The sequence below is a fragment of the Cutibacterium nasicola genome, assembly GCF_052654715.2.
The window spans coordinates 314,418-340,262 of record NZ_CP199745.2; the positions used below are offsets into that span (position 1 = coordinate 314,418).

Annotated in this window: 18 protein-coding genes; 15 read left to right on the forward strand and 3 right to left on the reverse strand. The window is 63.4% G+C overall.

All coding sequences use genetic code 11. The features are described from left to right. Positions 1-12 precede the first annotated feature (12 nt). The 14 genes from nusG to tuf all read left to right on the forward strand — a co-directional run bounded on the left by nusG (position 13) and on the right by tuf (position 18,478). Complete coding sequence (nusG, locus tag ACUCCZ_RS01455; protein ID WP_435917945.1) at positions 13-915, forward strand: transcription termination/antitermination protein NusG; 903 nt, start codon at positions 13-15, stop codon at positions 913-915. A gap of 147 nt (positions 916-1,062) precedes the next feature. Beyond that, complete coding sequence (rplK, locus tag ACUCCZ_RS01460; protein ID WP_435917944.1) at positions 1,063-1,494, forward strand: 50S ribosomal protein L11; 432 nt, start codon at positions 1,063-1,065, stop codon at positions 1,492-1,494. Between the two features lie 74 nt (positions 1,495-1,568). After that, complete coding sequence (rplA, locus tag ACUCCZ_RS01465) at positions 1,569-2,267, forward strand: 50S ribosomal protein L1 (protein WP_435917943.1); 699 nt, start codon at positions 1,569-1,571, stop codon at positions 2,265-2,267. 315 nt (positions 2,268-2,582) lie between these two features. Next, positions 2,583-3,197, forward strand: a complete 615-nt coding sequence (gene rplJ, locus ACUCCZ_RS01470) for a 50S ribosomal protein L10 (protein ID WP_003866501.1) — start codon at positions 2,583-2,585, stop codon at positions 3,195-3,197. A gap of 13 nt (positions 3,198-3,210) precedes the next feature. Next, positions 3,211-3,606 (forward strand): 50S ribosomal protein L7/L12, encoded by a 396-nt coding sequence (rplL, locus tag ACUCCZ_RS01475; RefSeq protein ID WP_435917942.1) that lies wholly within the window; start codon positions 3,211-3,213, stop codon positions 3,604-3,606. A 323-nt stretch (positions 3,607-3,929) separates the two neighbouring features. Continuing rightward, positions 3,930-7,409 carry a DNA-directed RNA polymerase subunit beta gene (gene rpoB / locus ACUCCZ_RS01480; protein ID WP_435917941.1) on the forward strand — a complete coding sequence of 1,160 codons (3,480 nt, stop codon included), beginning with the start codon at positions 3,930-3,932 and terminating at the stop codon, positions 7,407-7,409. Between the two features lie 168 nt (positions 7,410-7,577). Further along, complete coding sequence (locus ACUCCZ_RS01485; RefSeq protein ID WP_435917940.1) at positions 7,578-11,459, forward strand: DNA-directed RNA polymerase subunit beta'; 3,882 nt, start codon at positions 7,578-7,580, stop codon at positions 11,457-11,459. A 514-nt stretch (positions 11,460-11,973) separates the two neighbouring features. After that, complete coding sequence (locus tag ACUCCZ_RS01490; RefSeq protein WP_435917978.1) at positions 11,974-12,321, forward strand: hypothetical protein; 348 nt, start codon at positions 11,974-11,976, stop codon at positions 12,319-12,321. A 326-nt stretch (positions 12,322-12,647) separates the two neighbouring features. Next, positions 12,648-13,019 (forward strand): 30S ribosomal protein S12, encoded by a 372-nt coding sequence (gene rpsL, locus ACUCCZ_RS01495; protein ID WP_002514884.1) that lies wholly within the window; start codon positions 12,648-12,650, stop codon positions 13,017-13,019. A 3-nt stretch (positions 13,020-13,022) separates the two neighbouring features. Further along, a complete protein-coding gene (gene rpsG, locus ACUCCZ_RS01500) occupies positions 13,023-13,493 on the forward strand; it encodes a 30S ribosomal protein S7 (RefSeq protein WP_435917939.1) in 471 nt (156 codons plus the stop codon). A 133-nt stretch (positions 13,494-13,626) separates the two neighbouring features. Continuing rightward, entirely contained in the window at positions 13,627-15,720 is a 2,094-nt protein-coding gene (gene fusA, locus ACUCCZ_RS01505; RefSeq protein ID WP_435917938.1) for an elongation factor G, read from the forward strand. A gap of 249 nt (positions 15,721-15,969) precedes the next feature. Further along, on the forward strand, positions 15,970-16,467 hold the full coding sequence (locus ACUCCZ_RS01510; protein ID WP_435917937.1) for a hypothetical protein: 498 nt from the start codon (positions 15,970-15,972) through the stop codon (positions 16,465-16,467). 113 nt (positions 16,468-16,580) lie between these two features. After that, on the forward strand, positions 16,581-17,108 hold the full coding sequence (locus ACUCCZ_RS01515) for a hypothetical protein (protein WP_435917936.1): 528 nt from the start codon (positions 16,581-16,583) through the stop codon (positions 17,106-17,108). 176 nt (positions 17,109-17,284) lie between these two features. Then, the gene (gene tuf / locus ACUCCZ_RS01520) at positions 17,285-18,478 is read left to right on the forward strand and encodes an elongation factor Tu (protein WP_435917935.1); all 1,194 of its coding nucleotides are present in this window, start codon (positions 17,285-17,287) and stop codon (positions 18,476-18,478) included. A gap of 183 nt (positions 18,479-18,661) precedes the next feature. Here tuf and ACUCCZ_RS01525 read toward each other — a convergent pair whose 3' ends face one another. The 3 genes from ACUCCZ_RS01525 to ACUCCZ_RS01535 all read right to left on the reverse strand — a co-directional run bounded on the left by ACUCCZ_RS01525 (position 18,662) and on the right by ACUCCZ_RS01535 (position 24,293). Beyond that, positions 18,662-20,323 (reverse strand): alpha/beta hydrolase, encoded by a 1,662-nt coding sequence (locus ACUCCZ_RS01525; RefSeq protein ID WP_435917934.1) that lies wholly within the window; start codon positions 20,321-20,323, stop codon positions 18,662-18,664. Between the two features lie 187 nt (positions 20,324-20,510). After that, positions 20,511-22,478, reverse strand: coding sequence for a bifunctional metallophosphatase/5'-nucleotidase (locus tag ACUCCZ_RS01530; protein WP_435917933.1), 1,968 nt, complete (start codon positions 22,476-22,478; stop codon positions 20,511-20,513). Between the two features lie 102 nt (positions 22,479-22,580). Beyond that, the gene (locus ACUCCZ_RS01535) at positions 22,581-24,293 is read right to left on the reverse strand and encodes a glutamine--tRNA ligase/YqeY domain fusion protein (protein WP_435917932.1); all 1,713 of its coding nucleotides are present in this window, start codon (positions 24,291-24,293) and stop codon (positions 22,581-22,583) included. Positions 24,294-24,421: 128 nt separating this feature from the next. Here ACUCCZ_RS01535 and gltX point away from each other — a divergent pair, with 128 nt between their 5' ends. After that, positions 24,422-25,840, forward strand: a complete 1,419-nt coding sequence (gene gltX, locus ACUCCZ_RS01540; RefSeq protein ID WP_435917977.1) for a glutamate--tRNA ligase — start codon at positions 24,422-24,424, stop codon at positions 25,838-25,840. Positions 25,841-25,845: the final 5 nt, after the last annotated feature.

Genomic DNA, 25,845 nt, shown 5'->3' on the forward strand with positions numbered 1-25,845 from the left:
GAGAATTGACCTGTGACTGACAGCCCCCATTTCAGCGAGAACGACGACGTCGAGATCAACCTCGACGCGTTGACCCCCGACGAGACCGAGAAGAAGGACGACGAGGTCGAGATCGACCTCGGAGACCTCGGCGAGGAGGACTCCGCCAAGGAGCCCGAGATCAACCTCGACTTCGGTGACGACAAGGCCGAGGACACCTCGGACGACGACATCGCCCGTAACCTCGGTATCGGCCAGGCGGCCGACGACCAGGACGAGCCCGACGAGGACGAGTTGGCCAGCGCCGGCAACCAGGATGCCGTTGACGCCGCCATCGAGGAACTGCGCGACGAGCTGTCCTCGAAGTTCGGTGAGTGGTACGTGCTGCACACCTACTCCGGCATGGAGAACAAGGTGAAGCAGAACCTTGACGCTCGCGTGCAGAACTTCAACATGGAGGACTACATCTTCGAGACGGTCGTTCCCACCGAGGAGGTCGTTGAGATTCGTAACGGCACGCGCCGGACGATCACCAGGGTGTACCTGCCCGGGTATGTGCTGGTGCGCATGGACCTGACCGACGACTCGTGGGGCATCGTGCGCCACACCCCGTCGGTGACCGGGTTCGTCGGTCAGTCGGCCACCCCGATCCCGCTGACCTTCGACGAGGTCGTCAAGATGCTGACGCCGTCGGTTGTCGCCAAGGTCGCCCATGACAACGCCGACAAGGCTCCCTCGCCCAAGGCCAGGCCGAAGGTCGAGGTTGCCGATTACGAGGTCGGCGAGTCGGTGCAGATCACCGATGGTCCCTTCGCCGGCGTTCCGGCTCAGATCACCGAGATCAACACCAACAACCAGCGCGTCAAGGCCTTGGTCGAGATCCTCGGACGTTCCACCCCGGTGGACCTGGAGTTCAACCAGATCGAAAAAATCTGACCCAACATTGTGTCTGATCCTCATTTTGGACGCACCGGCCGAGTCGCTTAGACTGGGTCGGTGCGTCTGTCTCCGGACGCTCGTCACGCCCGGACTCGCACTGACGGCATCAACCGGTGCCGTCACCACCGAAAGAAGGACCCATCAATGCCTGCTAAGAAGAAGGTAGCGGCTCTCGTCAAGGTCGCTCTCCAGGCTGGACAGGCCACCCCGGCCCCGCCAGTCGGCACCGCTCTTGGTCCCCATGGTGTCAACATCATGGAGTTCTGCAAGGCCTACAACGCTCAGACCGAGGGACAGCGCGGAAACGTCGTCCCGGTCGAGATCACCATCTACGAGGACCGCACCTTCAGCTTCGTCCTCAAGACCCCGCCTGCTGCCGAGCTCATCAAGAAGGCTGCCGGAATCAAGAAGGGCACCGAGAACCCGCTGACCCACAAGGTCGGCAGGATCACCAAGGATCAGGTCCGCGAGATCGCCGAGACCAAGATGCCTGACCTCAATGCCAACGATGTCGAGGCCGCCATGAAGATCGTGGCCGGCACTGCCCGCTCCATGGGCGTCGATGTCGAGGCCTGAGACCCACAACCCACAGACAGTTTTTGTGGAGGGGCACGCGCTGCCCTCACCACACCTGGTGAAAGGAACCAGATATGAAGCGCAGCAAGGCATACCGCGCAGCCGCCGAGAAGGTGAACGTCGACCAGCTCTACTCCCCGGAGGAGGCTCTGAGCCTGGTGTCATCGGGCGCATCGGCCAAGTTCGACGAGACCGTCGATGTGGCTGTTCGTCTCGGCGTCGACCCCAAGAAGGCTGACCAGCTGGTCCGCGGTACCGTCAACCTTCCCAACGGCACTGGCAAGACGGCACGGGTCCTCGTCTTCGCCACCGGTGAGAAGGCCGAGGCCGCCCGCGCCGCGGGCGCCGATGAGGTCGGTGACGACGACCTCATCGCCAAGGTTCAGGGCGGATACCTGGACTTCGACTCCGTGGTCGCCACCCCGGACATGATGGGCAAGGTCGGTCGTCTGGGCCGCGTCCTCGGTCCCCGTGGCCTGATGCCGAACCCCAAGACCGGCACCGTCACCATGGACGTCGCCAAGGCCGTCGCCGACATCAAGGGCGGCAAGATCGAGTTCCGCACCGATCGCTACGCCAACCTCCACTTCCTCATCGGAAAGGTGTCCTTCGGGCCGGACAAGCTGACTGAGAACTACTACGCCGCTCTCGACGAGATCCTGCGTCTCAAGCCGAACGCCGCCAAGGGTCGTTACCTGCGCAAGGTGACCGTCTCCTCGACGATGGGTCCGGGCGTGCAGATTGATCCTGCCTCCGTTCGCGTCGCTGAGTGACCAACGTACTCACGCAACGGCCCCCCGTAGCGCTCTGGTGCTACGGGGGCCGTTGCGTGAGTCAGCAGTGGCGCTCCCGCCCAATTTGGTTCACCGTCCTCGGTCGGTTATGCTTTTGTCGTTGCCGTAGACCGCTGGTCGGAATTTCCGCCAAGCATCCGGAGCGATGGATGGCCCGCGCAGGTGAACGTCGAGATGACCTTGTTGCCCCGTCGTGCGCCTGTGCACCGGGGTTTTTCTGTTTGTCCTCCCTACGGCTTCGACGTTGGCAGTTCATCTGCCAGTGTGACGTACGAGAAGTGGGAAGGAGACCCAATGGCTAGGCCTGACAAGGTCGCCGCGGTCGCTGAGCTGAAGGAGAAGTTCTCCTCGGCCGACGCCACCGTGCTGACCGAGTACCGCGGTCTCTCCGTGTCGGCGCTCAAGGATCTGCGCCGTTCACTGGGGAGTGACGCCACCTACGCCGTTGCGAAGAACACCCTCACCCGCATCGCCGCCAAGGAGGCGGGTATCGAGGGACTCGACGACCAGCTCGTCGGCCCCACCGCCCTCGCCTTCATCAACGGTGACGTGGCCTCCGTGGCCAAGGGTCTGAAGAACTTCGCAAAGGACAACCCGCTCCTGGTCATCAAGGGCGGCGTGATGGACGGCAACGTCCTCGACGCCGACCAGGTCAAGAAGCTTGCCGATCTCGAGTCCCGTGAGGTCCTCCTCGCCAAGCTCGCCGGTGGCCTCAAGGCCAACCTCACGAAGGCCGCTGTGGTCTTCAACGCCCTGCCGTCCAAGGCCGCCCGCGGCCTCGGCGCCCTGCAGGAGAAGGCTGCTGCTGATCCGTCCGTGATCGGTGGAGCTGGAGAGGCTTCCGACCAGGAGCCCAAGACAACCGAGACCCCTGAGGCGTCCGCCGCCCAGGACAACACCAACGAGTGAAAGGACGCCCATCATGGCGAAGCTCAGCAACGAAGAGCTCCTTGACGCTTTCAAGGAGATGACCCTCATCGAGCTCTCCGAGTTCGTGAAGCAGTTCGAGGAGACCTTCGACGTCTCCGCTGCCGCCCCCGTGGCTGTCGCCGCTGCTGCCGGTGCTCCGGCTGCCGGTGGCGAGGCCGTTGCCGCTGAGGACGAGAAGGACGAGTTCGACGTCATCCTCGAGTCGGCCGGCGACAAGAAGATCCAGGTCATCAAGGAGGTCCGTGGCCTCACCAGCCTGGGTCTGAAGGACGCCAAGGACCTCGTCGAGGGCGCTCCGAAGCCCGTCCTCGAGAAGGCCAAGAAGGAAGACGCCGAGAAGGCCAAGGAGGCTCTCGAGGCCGCCGGCGCCACCGTCACCCTCAAGTGACAGTCCTCGCGTAGCGACTGTTCCAACAGGCCGAAGACCTGCGTCACCCATGGGTGACGCAGGTCTTCGGCGTTGTGGGGGGAGTGGCAGACGTGTCCACCGACCCCTGAACGAGGCCGTTTGGCGAGTCGGGTTGCGTCCGTGGCCGCTATCGGGCACAGTTTGGATGCGCTACTGACGCCGATTTGCATGACCCGTCAACGTTGACATATAGTTTTTCCTTGCACCATAGCCAGCGATCGCCCATGCTTGACATGGGCGGTTTGTCATGCCCCCAGGCCGGCCGACGGGTCGGTTGTAGGAGTTCTCGGAAGGACCGCACATTGGCCGCCACGCGCACTGCGTCGAAGAACACCAACGCCATTTCGCCCCAGTCGGGACGAATCTCATTCGCCAAGATTCACGAGCCGTTGGAGGTTCCCAACCTTCTCGACCTGCAGGTTGAGTCGTTCAACTGGCTCGTTGGCAACGAGATATGGCAGTCCCATGTGGACGCCGCCCTAGCAGAGGGGCGAACCGACACCAACACCAAGTCCGGCCTCGAGGAGATCTTCGAGGAGATCTCCCCGATCGAGGACTACTCCCAGACGATGTCCCTGTCTTTCCGCGACCACCGTTTCGAGGATCCCAAGCACAGCGTTGATGAGTGCAAGGATCGGGATGCCACCTATGCGGCCCCGCTGTTCGTGACCGCGGAGTTCATGAACAACGAGACCGAGGAGATCAAGTCCCAGACGGTCTTCATCGGTGATTTCCCGCTCATGACCTCGAAGGGCACCTTCATCATCAACGGCACCGAGCGTGTCGTCGTCTCCCAGCTCGTGCGTTCCCCGGGCGTCTACTTCGAGAAGTCCGCGGACAAGACTTCCGACAAGGACATCTTCACCTGCAAGGTGATCCCGTCGCGTGGCGCCTGGCTCGAGTTCGAGATCGACAAGCGTGACACCGTCGGCGTCCGTCTGGACCGCAAGCGCAAGCAGAATGTCACCGTCTTCCTCAAGGCCCTCGGCTGGACCGCTGATCGTATCCTTGAGGAGTTCGGCGACCACGAGTCGATCCGTCAGACCCTCGAGAAGGATCACGGTGTCGAAACCCAGGACCAGGCCCTCCTGGACATCTACAAGAAGCTGCGTCCTGGTGAGCCGCCGTCGCGCGACGCCGCCCAGCAGTTGCTGGAGAACTACTACTTCAACCCGAAGCGATACGACTTGGCCAAGGTCGGTCGCTACAAGATCAACAAGAAGCTCGGCCTGTCGTTGCCGTTCGACCAGCAGGTGCTGACGATCGACGACATCGTCGCCACCATTCACTTCGTGTGCGCCCTGCACGAGGGTACCGAGACCCTGCCGCGCGAGGGACGCGATGACATCGTCGTCGAGCCCGACGACATCGACCACTTCGGCAACCGTCGTCTGCGCACCGTCGGCGAGCTCATCCAGAACCAGCTCCGTACCGGCCTCGGCCGTATGGAGCGCGTCGTGCGTGATCGCATGACCACCCAGGACATTGAGGCCATCACCCCGCAGACCCTGATCAACATCCGTCCGGTGACGGCCGCGATCAAGGAGTTCTTCGGAACCTCCCAGCTGTCGCAGTTCATGGATCAGAACAACCCGCTGGCTGAGATGACCCACAAGCGCCGTCTGTCGGCCCTGGGCCCCGGTGGTCTGTCCCGTGACCGCGCCGGCATGGAGGTTCGAGACGTTCACCCGTCGCACTACGGTCGTATGTGCCCGATCGAGACCCCTGAGGGTCCGAACATCGGTCTCATTGGTTCGCTGGCCTCCTTCGCCCGCGTCAATGCTTTCGGCTTCATCGAGACCCCGTACCGCAAGGTCATCAACGGTCAGGTCACCGACGAGGTCGTCTATCTGACCGCTGACGAGGAGGATCGTCACGTCATCGCCCAGGCCAACGCCAAGGTCGACGACAAGGGCCACTTCGTCAACGACCGCGTCCTGGTGCGTCAACGTCACGGCGAGGCCGATGAGGTCCCGAACTCCGAGGTCGACTACATGGACGTCTCCCCGCGCCAGATGGTGTCGGTGGCGTCGGCCCTCATCCCGTTCCTTGAGCACGACGATGCGTCCCGAGCCCTCATGGGCGCCAACATGCAGCGTCAGGCCGTGCCGCTGGTGCGCACCGAGGCTCCGTTCGTCGGAACCGGTATGGAGTACCGCTGTGCGGTTGACGTCGGCGACGTCACCCTCGCCGAGAAGGCCGGTTCGGTCCTGTCGGTGAGCGCTGACCTCATCGACATCGCCTGTGACGACGGCACCTACCAGACCTACAAGCTGGAGAAGTTCCGCCGCTCCAACGCCGGTACTTGCATCAACCAGCGTCCGCTGGTCAAGGTGGGCCAGCGCGTTGAGGTCGGTACCCCGCTGGCTGACGGCCCATCCACCGACAAGGGCGAATTGGCGCTGGGCCGCAACATGCTCGCTGCCTTCATGCCGTGGCAGGGCCTCAACTACGAGGACGCCATCATCTTGTCCCAGCGCATCGTTTCCGACGACGTCCTCACCTCGATCCACATCGAGGAGCACGAGGTCGACGCCCGCGACACCAAGCTGGGTGCCGAGGAGCTCACCCGGGACATCCCGAATGTCTCGGAGGACATGCTGGCGAACCTGGACGAGAACGGCATCGTGCGCATCGGCGCCGAGGTCGGCACCGGCGACATCCTGGTCGGCAAGGTCACACCGAAGGGCGAGACTGAGCTGACTCCTGAGGAGCGTCTGTTGCGCGCCATCTTCGGTGAGAAGGCCCGCGAGGTCCGCGACACCTCCCTCAAGGTTCCCCACGGCGAGGAGGGCACCGTCATCGGCGTGCGCGTCTTCGATGCCGAGAACGGTGACGAGCTGGCCCCCGGCGTCAACCAGATGGTTCGCGTCTACGTCGCTCAGAAGCGCAAGATCTCCATCGGTGACAAGCTGGCCGGACGCCACGGCAACAAGGGCGTCATCTCGAAGATCCTGCCCGTCGAGGACATGCCGTTCCTGCCTGACGGCACCCCGGTTGACATCATCCTCAACCCCCTGGGTGTGCCATCGCGAATGAACGTCGGTCAGGTGCTCGAGATGCACCTGGGCTGGATCGCTCACTCCGGCTGGGACATCACCCAGGCCGAGGGTGACTGGGCCGAACGTCTGCGCGAGGTCGGCCTCATCGACGTCCCCGAGGAGTCGCGTCTGGCCACCCCGGTATTCGACGGCGCCACCGAGGAGGAGATCACCGGTCTGCTGCAGTACGGTCATCCGACTCGTGACGGCGACATGCTCGTCGACGTCGACGGCAAGGCCACCCTCTTCGACGGCCGTACCGGAGAGCCCTTCCCGTCCAAGGTGGGTGTCGGCTACATGTACATGCTCAAGCTGCACCACCTGGTCGACGACAAGATCCACGCTCGTTCCACCGGGCCGTACTCGATGATCACCCAGCAGCCCCTTGGCGGTAAGGCTCAGTTCGGTGGTCAGCGATTCGGCGAGATGGAGGTGTGGGCCATGGAGGCCTACGGTGCCGCCTGGGCGCTGCAGGAGCTGCTCACCATCAAGTCCGATGACGTTCCGGGCCGTGTCAAGGTCTATGAGGCGATCGTCAAGGGCGAGAACATCCCTGAGCCGGGTATCCCCGAGTCGTTCAAGGTGCTCGTCAAGGAGATGAAGTCGCTCTGTCTGAACGTGGAGGTGCTCAACTCGGAGGGCCAGGAGATCGACCTGCGCACTTCCGATGATGACACCCGGTCCGGTCTGGGCATCGACATCGGGCGTCGTCCCGGCGCCGACAACGCCATGGCCGACTGACCTGCCCACTGAGCCGGGACGACGATGCTGTCCCGGCCCCCTGAACACAGTCCGCTTGACGGGGGTGGGGACGGGCCCGGACAACCCGCCCCACACAGACACCCCGACTGGAACCCCTCCTGACGAGGAGGGGCCACCACTCACTCATGTGGGGGAAAGAGAACAATAGTGCTGGACACCAACTACTACGACCGGTTGCAGATCGGCCTGGCCACGGCCGACCAGATCCGTACGTGGAGCCACGGCGAGGTCAAGAAGCCCGAGACCATCAACTACCGCACCCTCAAACCCGAGCGTGACGGCCTGTTCTGTGAGAAGATCTTCGGCCCGACCCGCGACTGGGAGTGTTACTGCGGCAAGTACAAGCGCGTTCGCTTCAAGGGCATCATCTGTGAGCGCTGTGGCGTCGAGGTGACCCGTTCCAACGTGCGTCGTGAGCGCATGGGACACATCGAGCTCGTGGCCCCGGTGACCCATATCTGGTACTTCAAGGGGGTTCCCTCCCGGCTGGGGTACTTGCTCGACGTTGCGCCCAAGGACCTCGAGAAGGTCATCTACTTCGCGGCGTACATGATCACCGCCGTCGATGAGGAGGCCCGCCACCGCGACCTTCCTTCTCTGGAGGCCAAGGTGCAGACCGAGCGCTCGCGCCTGGAGCAGCGCCGTGACTCCGAGCTCGAGGCCCGCCGGGTCAAGCTCGAGGAGGACATGGCCCAGCTCGAGGCTGACGGGGCCAAGGCTGACGTTCGTCGCAAGGTCAAGGACGGCGCCGAGAAGGAGCTCAAGCACATCGAGACCCGCGCCCAGCGTCAGATCGATCGCCTGGACGCCGTGTGGGACCGCTTCAAGAACCTCAAGGTCCAGGACCTCGAGGGCGACGAGATTCTCTACCGCGAGATGAAGTCGCGCTTCGGCAAGTACTTCGAGGGTTCGATGGGTGCCGAGGCGATCAAGCGTCGTCTGGGTGACTTCGACCTGGCTGGTGAGTCCGAGAAGTTGCGCGACATCATCAAGACTGGCCGGGGCCAGAAGAAGACCCGTGCCCTCAAGCGCCTCAAGGTCGTGCAGGCCTTCCTCGACTCCGGCAACTCGCCGGAGGGCATGGTGCTGGACTGCGTCCCGGTCATCCCGCCGGACCTGCGCCCGATGGTGCAGCTCGACGGTGGCCGCTTCGCCACCTCGGACCTCAACGACCTCTACCGTCGCGTCATCAACCGAAACAACCGCCTCAAGAGGCTGGTTGACCTCGGTGCCCCGGAGATCATCGTCAACAACGAGAAGCGCATGCTCCAGGAGGCCGTCGACTCCCTGTTCGACAACGGCCGCCGTGGACGCCCGGTGAGCGGCCCTGGCAACCGTCCGCTCAAGTCGCTGTCCGACATGCTCAAGGGTAAGCAGGGACGTTTCCGTCAGAACCTGCTCGGTAAGCGCGTCGACTACTCCGGCCGTTCCGTCATCGTCGTCGGCCCGCAGCTCAAGATGCATCAGTGTGGTCTGCCCAAGACCATGGCCCTGGAGCTGTTCAAGCCCTTCGTCATGAAGCGTCTGGCCGACCTCGAGCACGCCCAGAACGTCAAGTCCGCCAAACGCATGGTCGAGCGTCAGCGTCCGGTGGTGTGGGACGTCCTCGAGGAGGTCATCAAGGAGCACCCGGTTCTGCTGAACCGTGCGCCTACCCTGCACCGTCTGGGTATCCAGGCCTTCGAGCCCCAGCTCATCGAGGGCAAGGCCATCCAGCTTCACCCGCTCGTCTGCTCGGCCTTCAACGCTGACTTCGACGGTGACCAGATGGCCGTGCACCTGCCTCTGAGCCCCGAGGCCCAGGCCGAGGCCCGAGTCCTGATGCTGTCGACGAACAACATCCTCAAGCCCGCTGACGGTCGCCCGGTCGCTCTGCCCTCGCACGAGATGATCATCGGTGCCTACTACCTGACGATGGCCCTTGACGGCCTCAAGGGTGAGGGACGTGCCTTCTCCTCGCTGGCCGAGGCGATCATGGCCCATGATCTCGGGGAGCTCGAGGTTGGTGCCAAGATCAAGCTGCGTCTCAAGGATGTCGTGCCGCCGCACGGCGAGACGGTTCGCGCTGACGGCTCCGTCATCCTCGACACCACCCTGGGACAAGCTCTGTTCAACGAGGTGCTGCCGGACGACTACCCCTACGTCGACTACCTCGTCGGCAAGAAGCAGATTGGCAAGATTGTCAACGACCTCAGCGAGCGGATGACCCAGCTCGAGGTGGCCCACGTTCTCGACAACCTCAAGAACATCGGTTACAAGTGGGGTTCGCTGTCCGGCGTGACCGTCTCCATCGGTGACGTCCAGACCCCGCCGACCAAGCCGGAGATCCTGGCCGGGTACGAGGCTCGCGCCGCCAAGGTCGACCGTGAGTACGATCGCGGCGCCGTGACCGAGGAGGAGCGTCGTCAGGACCTCATCCAGATCTGGACCGAGGCCACTGCCGAGCTGACCGCTGCCATGGAGGCCAATTTCACCCAGACCAACCCGATTCACATGATGGTCGACTCGGGCGCCCGAGGTTCCATGACCCAGATGCGTCAGATCGCTGCTATGCGTGGCCTGGTGGCTGACCCGAAGGGCGACATCATTCCTCGCCCGATCAAGTCGAACTTCCGCGAGGGCCTGACGGTTCTGGAGTACTTCATCTCCACTCACGGTGGTCGCAAGGGACAGGCCGACACCGCTCTGCGTACCGCTGACTCCGGTTACCTGACTCGTCGGCTGGTCGACGTGTCCCAGGACGTCATCGTCCGCGAGGAGGACTGTGGCACCTCCCGGGGCATGCCCAAGACCATCGCTGTCGATGACGGCAACGGCAACCTGGTGCGTGCCGAGGGGCTGGACACTGCGGTGTACGCCCGCTGTCTGGCTGCCGACGCCGTCGACGCCAATGGCAATGTCGTGGTGGAAGCCAACTCCGATCTCGGCGACGAGGAGATGTCCAAGCTCATCGCCGCCGGCATCTCGCAGATCAAGGTGCGGTCGGTACTCACCTGCACTGCAGCCCAGGGCTGCTGCGCCCGGTGCTACGGACGTTCGCTGTCGACCGGTCACCTGGTTGACGTCGGCGAGGCCGTGGGCATCATTGCGGCCCAGTCGATCGGTGAGCCCGGCACCCAGCTGACGATGCGTACCTTCCACACCGGTGGTGTCGCCGGTGATGACATCACCCAGGGTCTTCCCCGTGTCGTCGAGCTCTTCGAGGCCCGTAGCCCGAAGGGCAAGTCGCCACTGGCCGAGGCCGCTGGTGTCATCCGCATCGATGAGTCCGACACCCGTCGTAAGCTCATCCTGGTGCGTGACGACGGCGAGGAGGACGTGGAGTACGTGCTACCGCGTCGTGCCCGTCTCGAGTTCGACCTCGACGGCACCCACCGTGTCATTCGTGACGGCGTGCGGGTGGCCGCCGGCGAGCAGCTCATGGGTGGTACCGCCGACCCGCAGGACGTCCTGCGCATCTCCGGTGTGCGCCGGGTGCAGGAGTACCTCGTCAAGGAGGTCCAGAAGGTCTACAACACCCAGGGTGCTGGCATCCACGAGAAGCACATCGAGATCGTCATTCGCCAGATGCTTCGCCGCATCACCGTCATCGAGTCCGGTGACACCCAGATGATGCCGGGTGAGTTGGTGGATCGTAACTCCTACGAGAACGCCAACCGTAAGGCTGTTGCCGAGGGCGGTCGCCCTGCGGAGGGCCGTCCGGTGCTCATGGGCATCACGAAGGCTTCGCTGGCCACCGAGTCCTGGCTGTCGGCCGCCTCCTTCCAGGAGACAACGAAGGTGCTCACTGATGCCGCCATCAACGGCAAGACGGACACCTTGGTCGGCCTCAAGGAGAACGTCATCCTCGGTAAGCTCATCCCGGCTGGTACCGGCCTGGAGGTGTACCGCAACATGCGGGTGGAGCCGACCGCGGAGGCCAAGGCTGCTGCGTTCACGATGAACTACGACCCGTTCGACTACGACTTCGGTTCGGGGTCGGGTGCGGCTGTTCCGTTGGACGACTTGGACCTGGGTCCGATGGCCTGATCTGACTGACCCTTGGGAGCGGGGCGGTGCCGAAAACGGTGTCGCCCCGCTCTCGTCGTCTCGGGTGTGTCGTCGGGGCTGAAAAGGGTGGAGTGCCCCTGGTCGGTATGACGAGCTGGTGGCGTCCTTGATCCGCGACGCAAGTACCAAGGAGTGAGGCAAGCACCAAGAAGTATGAGCCCCGTGTCCATCGTGGGCGCTGGACTCGCCCCTGTTCTCAAGGCCAGGGACGTTGCCGAATTGTTGGCTGTCCCACCCGTGTCGTAAACTTGTCCGAGTATGAATACCGCTGGTATCGTTAGGGGATGAAGGAATGAAGCGCGCAGTTGTCGCAGGTGCCGTCGTGGCGTGTCTGGGAATGGCTGGCGCCGTGTCGGCCGCCACCAGTGCTCATGCGCAGAGCGCACCCGTTCCCACTCCGACGTCCCGAGCGACTGCAGACGCCCGCCCGACTCATCGTGCATCGGTGCATGTGAGTGTCGGCGTCAGCCGGTCGCCTCACCGTCGCGTTATCGTGCCCCCGGAGGTTCACGGCGGCACCATCCACCTTCCGAACATCAGTGCCGGCCCCATCGTACTGCCGACCATCAAGGGTGGGACGATCACCCTCCCCGACATCAACGGTGGCACCATCACCCTTCCCGATGTCAGTGGGCGGCCCATCGTCCTGCCGAAGATTGAAGGTGGGGTGGTGAGCATCCCGCCGATCGTGTTCCCCTCCCTGCACGCCTCGGGTGACATTCACGTCAACGGAACGATCAAGGGGCAGGTCAACGGCAAGAGCCATGGCAACTTCCTGGCTGCGGGTGACATGGGTGCTCCTGCCTCCCGTCCGGTGGCGCTTCCTCGTACGGGCGTCTGAGGAACAGCTGACGGTGACCCGTGGAGTTGAGCTCCACGGGACTGTCGCGATGCCTTTTCGACGCACCTCGTCGCAGCGACGGCGAGTTTGACCCTCTGCAACCCGGGGGATACGCTGTTAGCGCGTGTCCGGATCAACCGGGCACTTGTGCGTGCCCTGGCATGGCGACACACGACCACTCGAGTTGCTGCGAGAAGGTCCGCCCGTGCGGAGTTCGCACGGCACTTCCAATCTGCAGCGAGGGGCAGCGGTGATCCCGACGCAGCGATGGAGAAGTGCGAAGCCAGGGAATTCCGAACCCACCAGACGGAAAGAGATACCAGCCGGTGCCTACAATCCAGCAGCTGGTCCGCAAGGGCCGCACTGACAAGATCAGCAAGAACAAGACGCCTGCCCTCAAGGGCTCGCCGCAGCGTCGTGGCGTGTGCACCCGCGTGTACACCACGACGCCGAAGAAGCCGAACTCGGCTCTGCGAAAGGTTGCCCGTGTGCGCCTGTCGTCGGGCATCGAGGTCACGGCCTACATCCCCGGTGTCGGACACAACCTCCAGGAGCACTCGATGGTGCTCGTGCGTGGCGGTCGTGTGAAGGACCTCCCGGGTGTGCGTTACAAGATCGTCCGCGGCTCCCTCGACACCCAGGGTGTCAAGGGCCGCAAGCAGGCCCGTAGCCGCTACGGTGCCAAGAAGGAGAAGTGATCCATGCCTCGTAAGGGACCCGCGCCGAAGCGTCCAGTGATGGTCGATCCCGTCTACGGATCTCCTCTCGTCTCCCAACTCGTGAGCAAGATCCTTCTCGACGGCAAGAAGACTGTCGCCCAGAACATCGTTTACACCGCCCTTGAGGGTTGCCGCGCCAAGACCAACACGGATCCGGTGCAGACCCTCAAGCGCGCGCTCGACAACATCAAGCCCTCCTTGGAGGTGAAGTCCCGTCGCGTCGGCGGTGCCACCTACCAGGTGCCGGTCGAGGTCAAGCCCGCTCGCCAGACCACCTTGGCCTTGCGTTGGCTGGTGGCCTTCTCCCGTGAGCGTCGTGAAAAGACCATGGCTGAGCGTCTCATGAACGAGATCCTTGACGCCTCCAACGGTCTCGGTGCTTCCGTGAAGCGCCGTGAGGACACCCACAAGATGGCTGAGGCCAACCGCGCCTTCGCCCACTACCGCTGGTAATTGTCGGGCCCCCTTCCTGTCAGGAAGGGGGCACCATCACGTCCAGCCCAGAAAACCTCGCGGTTCACCGCAGGTTCATCTGCGTCGAGCATCATACGAAGACCACTAACTCCAAGATTCGAGGTCAAGAACAGTGGCCAAAATTGACCTGAGCAAGGTTCGCAACATCGGCATCATGGCCCACATCGATGCCGGCAAGACGACGACGACTGAGCGCATCCTCTACTACACCGGTAAGTCCTACAAGATTGGTGAGACCCACGAGGGCAACGCCACCATGGACTGGATGGAGCAGGAGCAGGAGCGTGGTATCACCATCACGTCGGCTGCCACCACCACCTTCTGGCACGACACCCAGATCAACATCATCGACACCCCCGGACACGTGGACTTCACCGTCGAGGTGGAGCGTTCCCTGCGTGTTCTCGACGGTGCCGTCGCCGTCTTCGACGGTGTGGCCGGTGTCGAGCCGCAGTCGATGACCGTGTGGCGTCAGGCCGCCAAGTACGGCGTGCCGCGTATCTGCTACGTCAACAAGCTTGACCGCACCGGTGCCGACTTCGATCACGCCGTGCAGACCATCAAGGACCGCCTGCACGCCATTCCGGTTCTGCTGCAGCTGCCGATCGGTGCCGAGGACAAGTTCGTGGGGATCGTTGACCTCGTCGAGATGAATGCCAAGACTTGGCGTGGCGAGACCGAGCTCGGCGCTCACTACGAGACCGAGGACATCCCGGCCGACATGAAGGATGAGGTCGAGGCCGCCCGCGCCGATATGCTCGAGACCGTCGCCGAGAACGACGAGGAGTTCATGGAGCTCTACCTCGAGGATCCGGACTCGGTGACCGTTGATCAGCTCAAGGCTGCCATTCGACGCGGTGTGCTGGCTTCCGCCTTCACCGCCGTCACCTGTGGCACCTCGTTCAAGAACAAGGGTGTGCAGCCGCTGCTCGACGCCATCGTCGACTACTTGCCGTCCCCGCTCGACGTCCCGGCCATTTCCGGCTTCAAGCCCGGTGACGAGTCCGTCGAGCTCCAGCGGCGCCCCTCCGACGAGGAGCCGCTGTCGATCTTGGCCTTCAAGATTGCCTCCGACCCGCACCTGGGCAAGCTGACCTTCGTGCGCGTCTACTCCGGCGTCCTGCACGCTGGTGGTCAGGTGCTCAATGCTACCAAGGGCAAGAAGGAGCGCATCGGCAAGATCTACCAGATGCACGCCAACAAGCGCGAAGAGATCGAGAGCATCGGCGCAGGCATGATCTGCGCCGTCATGGGCCTGAAGGACACCACCACTGGTGAGACCCTCTGCGACCCGAACAACCCGGTCATCCTCGAGTCAATGACCTTCCCGGCCCCCGTGATCGAACAGGCCATCGAGCCGAAGTCGAAGGCCGACCAGGAGAAGCTGTCGAACGCCATTCAGCGTCTCGTCGAGGAGGATCCGACCTTCCGCGTCCACACCGACGAGGAAACCGGCCAGACCATCGTCGCCGGCATGGGTGAGCTCCACCTGGACGTCTTCATCGACCGCATGAAGCGTGAGTTCCACGTCGAGGCCAACATCGGCAAGCCGCAGGTCGCCTACCGCGAGACCCTACGCAAGCCGGTCGAGAAGTACGAGTACACACACAAGAAGCAGACCGGTGGTTCTGGCCAGTTCGCTCGTGTCATCATCGCGATCGAGCCTCAGAGGCCCGGCTTCGGCTACGAGTTCGTCAATGCCGTCACTGGCGGTCGCATCCCCAAGGAGTACATCCCCTCGGTCGACGCCGGTATCCAGGAGTCCATGCAGTTCGGTGTTCTCGCCGGCTACCCGGTTGAGGACGTCAAGGTCACCCTGCTCGATGGCGCCTACCACGAGGTCGACTCCTCCGAGATGGCCTTCAAGATCGCCGGATCGATGGCCTTCAAGGAGGCTGCTCGTAAGGCCAACCCGGGTCTGCTCGAGCCGTTGATGGCCGTCGAGGTGACCACCCCCGAGGACTACCTCGGTACTGTCATCGGTGACCTCAACTCCCGTCGTGGCCAGATTCAGGAAATGGTCGAGGAGCACGGAAACAAGGTCGTGCGCGCCTTGGTCCCGCTGTCCGAGATGTTCGGATACGTCGGTGATCTGCGTTCGAAGACCTCCGGGCAGGCTACCTACTCGATGGAGTTCGACTCCTACGGCGAGTGCCCGTCCACCGTTGCTGATGAGATCATCGCCAAGGCCAACGGGGGCAAGTGAGCCCACGGTCGTAACTGACTGACAATTCGGCCCGGTCCCGCATCTGCGGTGCCGGGCCGAATTGTCGTCGGCGGCGTCACATTTCGGACTGACGATCACCTGAGCGGAAACAGATTAGTGCCCTCACCGAAATCAGGTGCAGACACGGTGCGCTGGTCGCCGTCGCGAACCCGATCGCCATCGTGGTGATGTGAGGCAGACGGGGACACCGTCATGGATGCCCATGTGACAACGGGAAGGTCAGAATGGATGATTCGGGAAGGATCGGCGACGGCATCCGCGCTGCGCCGCGGTATTGCTGTGCTGTGTGCCATGGCCGCTTCTGTGCTGTCGGGGTGCGGTGCCGTTGTCACTACGAAGTTGGGCGTCAAGGACGATGGCTCGGGAGCGCGGGTGATGACCGCGACGTATACCAATGACGACACGGACGAAGCCAAGAAGGTGTTCGCCATCAGCCCTGATCGGATCGAGAAGAGCATCAAGAAGCACCTTCCCTCGCAGCTGACGTTCAAGGGACTCAATGTCAGTGGCAAGACGATGACGGCGACCTTTGAACTGGACTTCTCCACTTATGACGACTATCTCGCGAAGGTGCGTGCCCTGACCGTTGGCTCCTCGCACGAGGATCCACACTCTGACGTCCAGAAGATCAACACCCCCCTCGTTCAAGGCGTGGTGGGCAATGAGGACTTTGCCTCTAGCCACCTTCCAGAAAGACTGCGCGACAGTGGAAGCCGCGATGCGTAGGTCAAGAAGATCACCGTCGACCCTACGGATGTGAATACCCTCAACAAGAGGGTGGCCCAGGCCCTGGGAATAGTTCGAGCGACATCAAGCTGACAACCGACGACGCTCATCCGATGGACGCGGACAGCAGTTCCGACCATCCCAGTCTCGGTGTGCCGGTGAAGCTGACGGCGAAGCCGACGTGTTCAGCCATCTGCACGCGCAAGAAGGATGCCATCGACACCAAGAGCAGCGCCGTGACCACGACGGTCGATCCTCAGGGAGAGGTGTCCTCGCTGGACATCGTTCCCGGTAACGCGGCCTACAGGGTTGCGTTGAGCCACGGCAGTTCTGCGAATGGCCACAAGGAACAGATCTGGAAACCGCAGGATTCCGACAGCAGTGAGTTCAAGGCAGCGGCGAGTACCTGGAAGCTGGCCCCACTCATCGCCTGGGGCGTGGTGCTCCTGGTCAACAGGGATGCCCGAATCCTCCTGGCTGGCCGGGCGCCAGTGGTCAACGGTGGCAGGGTAATCCACCACCGGCGGCGAACCCGCCTCAGGCTGACATCGGTCGGTGGAATGGGCCGGACGGCAACTGAGGGTTCCCGACGGCGCGTCGGCCTGCATGGCTCGACGTACCGTCATCCTGGGGGTGGTTGAGAAGAATTGCGTACGTGCTCGCGTGGGTTTGACTATCGCGGGCAGGTGTAGAACGATAGGACAAGTTCCCTGACCTCTGGTCGGGGGCCCGTCCAGAAACGTTCCTGGGAACCTCCCAGGAATATCCACATGACGCGTCCCGTGCACAAGCGGGCGACATTCCAGAAGGAGCCCCAGTGGCAAAGGCCAAGTTCGAGCGGACCAAGCCGCACTGCAACATCGGCACCATCGGACACATCGACCACGGCAAGACGACCCTCACCGCGGCGATCTCCAAGGTGCTGCACGACAAGTACCCGGAGCTGAACGAGGAGTCGCCGTTCGACCAGATCGACAAGGCTCCCGAGGAGCGTCAGCGCGGCATCACGATCTCGATCGCTCACGTCGAGTACCAGACCGAGAAGCGTCACTACGCTCACGTTGACTGCCCCGGTCACGCTGACTACGTCAAGAACATGATCACCGGTGCTGCCCAGATGGACGGCGCCATCCTCGTGGTTGCCGCCACTGACGGCCCGATGCCCCAGACTCGCGAGCACGTCCTCCTCGCCCGCCAGGTGGGTGTGCCGGCCATCGTCGTTGCCCTCAACAAGTGCGACATGGTTGACGACGAGGAGCTCATTGAGCTCGTCGAGATGGAGGTTCGCGAGCTGCTGACCTCGCAGGAGTTCGACGGTGACAACTGTCCCGTTGTCCGCATCTCCGCCTTCCAGGCCCTCCAGGGTGACGAGAAGTGGACCCAGTCCATCCTCGACCTCATGGACGCCGTTGACGAGTACATCCCGGCTCCCGAGCGAGACCTCGACAAGCCCTTCCTCATGCCGATCGAGGACGTCTTCACCATCACTGGTCGTGGCACCGTTGTCACCGGTCGTGTTGAGCGTGGCGTCGTCAAGCCCGGCGAGGAGGTCGAGATTGTCGGTATCCACGAGAAGACCCAGAAGACCACCGTCACCGGTGTTGAGATGTTCCGCAAGATCCTCGACGAGGGTCGCGCTGGTGAGAACGTCGGTGTTCTGCTCCGTGGCACCAAGAAGGAGGACGTCGTTCGCGGCATGGTCCTCTGCAAGCCCGGTTCCACCACTCCGCACACCGACTTCGAGGGCCAGGTTTACGTCCTGAAGAAGGACGAGGGTGGCCGTCACAAGCCATTCTTCTCGCACTACAGCCCCCAGTTCTTCTTCCGTACCACGGACGTGACTGGCACTGTTGAGCTCCCCGAGGGCACCGAGATGGTCATGCCTGGTGACAACACTGACATGACTGTCCACCTGATCCACCCGGTCGCCATGGAGGAGCGGCTCAAGTTCGCCATCCGTGAGGGTGGCCGCACCGTTGGTGCCGGTCGTGTCACCAAGATCATCAAGTGATGTGATCTGAGCTTTTCGACGAGGCCCGTCCCCACGTGGGGACGGGCCTCGTCGCACATCCGGGTGGGACGGAAGGGACCGGGCAAGACGTGGCCTGCATCTGGGGCAACTGGCCTCATGCCGCCTGTTCCTGACACCGGTCACAAGACACGACTTCCGCGCCTGGCCGAGAGGGGCCGGCGATCACCCAGGAGCCGACGTCTCGGGGATCACCTTCGCGATGGCATCCATGGTGTGACGATCGCAATGAATGCCGAGGACTGCCGACCACACGGGGATGAGCTCGCTGTGGTAGTTGTGCCCGTGTCCGCCGGGCGGGGTCGTCGACAAAGCCATGTCGGCCGTGACCTGCCAGAAACTCGACCATGGGGTCCAGTGAATGTGAGGATTGACGTCGTTGCCAGCGCGCTCGCGCATCCAGTCGGGTTCTGACCAGATCATCTCGGGGGACCACCACGTCACCGGATCGGACGGGTGCTGTACATAGGCGATACGCGTGTGCGCTGACCACGGGGGATAGGCGGCTCCCCAGTGATCGTGGTGGACCTCGCCCGGGTTGCCCATGAACCTCACGATTCGGCCATTGTCGATCACGGGGACGATGGCGGGGGAACCCTCTCGTCGGTTCGCCTCCAAGCCCTTCCAGATCGGCGTGAACCCGGGCGTCCCGACCCACACCGCACCGTCCACCTTGGAGATCATCTCGTCAATGGACGTAAAGGCCGACTGACCACCGTAGGACCCCAGCGACACCCCGCTCGTGTAGAGCTTCGGGCGAGTGTGCGGGTCCAGGGTGGCCCAGTAGTCATGGATGACGTTGAACAGGGCCTGGGCGCCTTCTTTGGGCGATTCGCGGTCCAGGAGGAAGGCCCCGACACTGCCCAGGTACGAGTACTGCATCGTCGCCGTTGCGCAGTCGCCACCGGTCAGATACTCCACCGCCGACACCGACCACTCCTCGATCCAGCCCGACCCGGTGCCGTTCTGGACGACGAGCACCTTGCGATTGAAGGCGTCAGTACGGATGAGCTCGGCGAGCACGCCATTCGCTTCTGCAATGTAGTCGCGACGGGAATTGAGTCCGGCGTAGACGCGGATTGGCTCCTTGGCCGGCTGGCCGGTGATCTTCTCGATCATGGAGGCATCAGGGCCGTTGGCGACGACATCCTTGCCTTCCCGACCCAAGCTGTCCCAGGTTTGAAGTGAGGCGGGGGATCCAGACCGAAGGGGTGACGTCGGGGGTTTCCGTCCGGCCGCTGTCTGCGCATTGGTCTCAGCCATGACGTGGGCCACGGCATTGGCCGTCGTCCTGACAATGACGTTGTTCGTCGCCCACAGCAGGACAGAGACGCTCAGCACCACGACGACAATCGCGAGCACGGGCTGGGCGATGAAACGGTGCACTCCGGTGTACAGACTTCGGATGCCCTGAGCGATGAGACGGATGAGCAGTACGGTCGCGGCGAACAGGATGAGACCGGTGAAGACGCCGACGGTCTGTGCGACCCAGACCTTTCGAGGTAACCCAACTGCCTCGGAGACGATCTTCTGCTGGCGTGTGCACCACACGAACATCCACAGCGAGATGAGGGCGAGGATGGCGTACCAACTACGCCGGATGCCACGTACGGCATTCGTCGAGACCGTCACCTGCAACCGTGTGATCTCGGCCAGCCACCGAGAGATCCGCCCAATGAGTCCGCCGACACCGTAGGCGAGAAGGGTCGACAGCCAGACGTTGATGGCCACCATCCACCAGGTCCGGGGAACCAGAGATGGTGTAAGAGCCGTCCAGAGGCCGAACAGAGCGAAGACGAGGCCAGCAACACTGGCACGGCGCAGCACCCTCGCCGGCCAACGTCGGTTGGTCAGCTGAGCCGGGAGTCCATGCTTTGGATCCCGTGGAACGATGTGGGTTGTCAGCGCTGTGTCCTTTCAGTGTCAGTGCCACAGCACACTCTTCCACGTCGTGGGGACAGTAAGGGCCTCGGCCCGCCACTCCTGGGCGGGCCGAGGCCCAGTTGTGGTCTCATCAGAGGCCAGTGCTCGGCAAAGTGGTGGGGCTATCGCCGGAACTGGGCTGGGACCCCTCACCGGGGTCCACGTCCTTGCCAGACGTGCTACCCGGCTTACCGCTGGTCGGCCAGGTCTGTCCGGTCGTGGTGATGAACCAGTTGAGATCGAAGAAGTCCTTCGGGTCGATGCTCTTCATCGTCGAGGCGGTGTCGATGAGCAGCTGACGGATCTCGAGGATCTCGTTCCAGACGACCGGGGCTTGCGCGACGTGCGGGTAAGTGCCGCCACCGCTCACGCGGTAGTTGTTGATGGCCAGGACGAACTTCTGCTCGTCGGTGACCGGCTCGCCCTGCCATGACAGACCCAGGATGCGCTTGCCGATCGGTTGTGAGATGTCGATGGAGTACTTGACACCCGTGACGACGTCGTAGTTGTAGTCCCACACCGGCTTGCCCTGGTAGTCAGCCTGGGTGTCGCCGCCCTCACTGGCCGGAGCCGGGTTGACGGTGGCGCCCTTCTTGACCCGCTTGAAGTACTTTGCGGAGTACTCCAGGTAGTCCTTGAGCTGCTTACCGGTGAGGAGGATGCTCGCCAGCGTGTTGTCGAAGACGTACAGGCCGGCAATGTCCTTGATCTTGACGTCACCCTTCGGGAAGGCGGCGGTACGGGAGAATGGCGACACCTGGGCGATGACCGGGATGCCGCCATATGTGCCACCCGTGATGGCCTTGGCGACGGTGTCGGCCTCGACCTTGCCGATGAAGTCGAGGATTGGGGTGTCCTCAACCATCGAGCGTTCGGTCGTGAGCTTCGTCGTCGAGGTGGCGACGACCGAGTTGACGTATTCGACGGTGGCTTGGTGGTCAGCGTACAACTCGGCGTCGGACGCGAACTCCTTGTCCTCCTCGACGTCGCGGGTGTAGCGCGGCTTGACGGCAACCTGGTCGTGGAGCACGCAGGCCTTGCCGGTGGAGAAGTCCAGCGGGATCGTCACCTGGGACACCGAACGGGCCCAGTAGTCGGGCTGGGTGATGACGACCTTGTGACCCGAGACGCCATTGACGATCTCGACCGGGTCGTCCTGGTGCGTGTGACCGATGACGACGACGTCGACCTCGGGAACGGACTTGGCCAGGACGGTGGCGTCGTTCTCCGGCAGACCCTTGTGGATCGGGGTGGCTTGGTCTTCAGAGAGCCCGGCGTGGATGAGGACGACGATGACGTCGGCTCCGTCCTTGCGTAGTTTGACCGAATATGTGGCAGCCGTCTTCACCGGATCGGCGATGTCGACCCTGTCGGTCAGATTCGCCTTGTCCCAGACCATCGATCCAGGGGTCGTGACGGCGACGACGCCGACCTTGACCTGGCGGCCGTCAACGGTCTTGGTGAGCATGAGGGTGCCCTGGGTGAGCGGCTTGCCGGTCTTGAGGTCGATGACGTTGGCGCACAGCAGGGGAGCCTTGAGGTCACTCTTGTAACGGTTGAGCTCCTTGAGTCCGTAGTTGAACTCATGGTTGCCGATGTTGGCGGCGTCGTAGCCGACGAGATTGTACGCCCGAGCCATGACCTCGGTGGGACCGAGTTTTTCAGGCTGCCTGGCCGAGAGGTAGGTCAGCGGGGTGCCCTGAATGGTGTCGCCGTTGTCGAGCATGACGACGGAGTCGGCGCCCCTTTCAGCACGGACCTTCTTGACGATGGTGGCCACTCGACTCACACCCAACGGAGCCGAGGAGCGCGCCTTGTGCGACGGCGGGTAGGGGGCGTCAGCGAAGTAGTCCCAGTCGAAGACGTGACCGTGGATGTCCGTGGTGGCCAGCACCGTCAGCGCTGCGGCGCCGACAGCGGAGCCCGATGCCTGCGGAGCGGACGACGTCGACGGCGACGCGAAGGAATTTCCGACAGCGGTCATCGCAAGCCCTGCCCCGAGGGTGCCGGTCAGCACGGCGCGACGCGACAGGTTGGTACCACGTGGGTTGTCATGCACCGAGGATGTCCTTTCAACGAGATGGGAAGTGGCACCATCCTTGCCGAAAGAAGTGACAGACGGGTGACAATGTGATGGATTGCTACGGTCAACATCGCGTCGTCAGCCCTGACGTTTCTGCAGCTGGGCCCATTCGTCACGAAGACCAACGGTGCGGTGGAACACCGTGGTGTCCTGGTCTGCCGCGAAATACCCCAGCCTCTCGAACTGAACGACCTCGCCAGGGACGACATCTGCCAGGGCTGGCTCAGCCATCACGGTGGTGAGGGTCTGGCGCGAATCCGGGTTGAGGTCGTCGAGGGCCTCGCCGCTCTCGGAACCTGGAATCGCCGCGGTGAAGAGACGGTCGTAGAGGTTGGCGGTCACCGGCACGGCGTGGGCAGCTGAGACCCAGTGCATCGTCGATTTCACCTTGCGACCGTCGGGGGCGGTCCCGCCGCGGGACTGCGGGTCGTAGCTGGCGTGAACCTCGGCGATGGCGCCGTCGGGGTTGGTGACGACGTGAGTGGCCGTCACCAGGTAAGCGCCACGCAGACGAACCTCGCGTCCGGGAGAGAGGCGGAAGAACTTGCGGGGCGGGTCCTCGCGGAAGTCGTCGGCCTCGATCCACAGCTCACCGGTGAAGGGGACGTGACGGGTTCCGTCGTCGGGGTTCTCCGGGTTGTTGACGAGCTGGAACCACTCAACGACCGGGTTGCCGTTCTCGTCGGTAGGCCAGCCGTCGAGCACCAGCTTGAGGGGGTGCAGGACAGCCATGCGGCGCTGCGCGGTCGCGTTGAGCTCGCGGCGTACGAAGGACTCGAACTCCTCAATGGCCTTGACGGAGTTGTTCTTGGTGGTGCCGACGGCCTGGCAGAAGGCGCGGATGGCGGCAGCCGGGTAGCCACGACGACGCATGCCGCGCAGGGTGGGCATGCGGGGGTCGTCCCAACCATCAACGACACCGTCGGTCACCAGGGACTTGAGACGACGCTTCGAGGTGATGGTGTGGGTCAGCTCGAGGCGGGCGAATTCGCGCTGTTTGGGGGCCGGGCCGTCGAGCGGTACGTGGGCGAGGAACCAGTCGTAGAGGGGGCGGTGGCTGTTGAATTCCAGGGAGCACAGCGAATGAGTCACACCTTCGATGGCATCGGACTGGCCGTGGGCCCAGTCATAGGTGGGGTAGATGCACCACCTGGCGCCGGTCGAGTGGTGGGCCTGGTGGCGAATGCGGTACATGACGGGGTCGCGCAGCCACATGTTCTCGGCCTGCATGTCGATCTTGGCGCGCAGGCAGCGGGACTCGTCCGGGAACTCACCGTTGCGCATTCGCTCGAGCAGGTCGAGGGACTCCTCGGCAGGACGGTCGCGGTAGGGGCTGTTGATACCGGGCTTGCCGTAGCCACCCTTCTGCTCACGGATCATCTCGGGGGACTGGTCGTCGACGTAGGCCAGGCCCTCGCCGATGAGGTACCGAGCCCACTCGTAGAGCTTGTCGAAGTAGCTGGAGGCGTGAACGACCCGGGCGGGGGAGTATCCGAGCCATTCGATGTCCTCGATGATCGACTGGACGTACTCAACCTCCTCGGTGCCGGGGTTGGTGTCGTCCAGACGAAGGTTGCAGATGCCGTCGAAGTCCTCGGCGACGCCGAAGTCGGTGACGATGGCCTTGGCGTGGCCAATGTGCAGGTAACCGTTGGGCTCGGGTGGGAACCGGGTCTGGACCCGTCCTCCGTAGGTGCCCTGTTCGTTGTCCGCGCGAACGACCTGACGAATGAAGTCCGAGCCGGACTCGGCTCGGGTGCCGGGAGCCGGGGTTCCAGTGGGTTCTGCCATGGCGGGAACCTTACCGGAGTCTGTCGGTACTTCCCGATAGACTCCGAGGTATCATGACTGACTTGCATCCCGCGCGCACGCGCGTCGCTCCTTCGCCCACCGGAGATCCCCACGTCGGCACGGCGTACATGGCCCTGTTCGACAAGGCGTGGGCACAGCGCACCGGTGGCCAGTTCGTGCTGCGCATCGAGGACACCGATCGCAGCCGTCTGGTGGAGGGCTCGGAGGAACAGATCTACGAGACCCTGGACTGGTTGGGCCTGTCCCCCGACGAGTCGCCGCTGAGTGGTGGACCGTACGAACCGTACAAGCAGTCCGAGCGGTTGGACACCTACAAGCCGCTCGTCGACAAGCTCATCGAGTCGGGCCACGCCTACCGCTGCTGGTGCTCCCAGGAGAGGCTCAAGGAACTGCGCGAGGAGCGCGCGGCTGCGAAGTCCTCGGACACCGGTTACGACCGCATGTGTCTGGGTATGTCCAAGGAGGAGCGGGCCAAGCTGCCGGGCTTCACCGAGACCCCGGTCGTGCGCATGCTCATTCCCGAGGACGTCGACCTGGAGTTCGACGACCTCATTCGTGGCAAGGTACACGCCCCTCGGCCCGACGATCAGGTGATCCTCAAGGCTGACGGGTTCCCGACCTACCACATGGCTGTCGTCGTTGACGACCACCTCATGGGCATCGACACCGTCGTGCGCGGTGAGGAGTGGATCTCCTCAACCCCCAAGCACCTGCTGCTCTACAAGTGGTTGGGCTGGGAGGCGCCCAAGTTCGCGCACATGCCGCTGCTGCGCAACACCGACAAGTCCAAGATCTCCAAGCGCAAGAACCCCGCCGCGCGACTGATGTGGTTCCGTGAGCAGGGTTACCTGTCCGAGGCGCTGCGCAACTTCCTGCAGCTGCTGGCCTATCCGACGATCGCCGAGGGCCAGGAGATGGAGGACTTCGACTCCTTCGTCGAGCGGTTCGACTGGGCGAACATCTCCACCGGTGGGCCGGTCTTCGACGTCATCAAGTTGGACTGGCTGAACGGGCAGTACATCCGTGGTCTCGAGGCCGAGGACCTCACTGACCGTGTGCTCGAGTACGCTGACCGCACCGGCCAGGCCCAGGAGGTGCTCGGTCGTGACCTCACCGGGCAGGACCGCGAGGTCATTCACGCCGCGATGCCGCTCATTCGTGAGCGTCTGGTCCTGTTGTCGGAGGCGCTGCCGAAGCTGGCCTTTCTCCTGACTGACGACGACGCCCTCGCCTTCGACGAGGATTCCGTCTCCAGGCTCAAGGCCGGGGCTGACGAGATCCAGCGCGCGTCCACCGAGGTCCTCAAGGAGCTTGATGACTTCACCTGTGACGTCATTCAGGCCGCGCTGCGAGCCAAGCTGTGTGACGAGATGGGCATCAAGCCGCGTCTGGCCTTCACCCCGGTGCGCGTCGCCGTCACCGGGTCGCGGGTCTCCCCGCCGCTGTTCGAGGCCATGGAGATCTTGGGCAAGGAGTCGACGCTTCGTCGTATGGAAAGGTTCTGTGCCGAACTGGGTTCCCGGTGATCTGA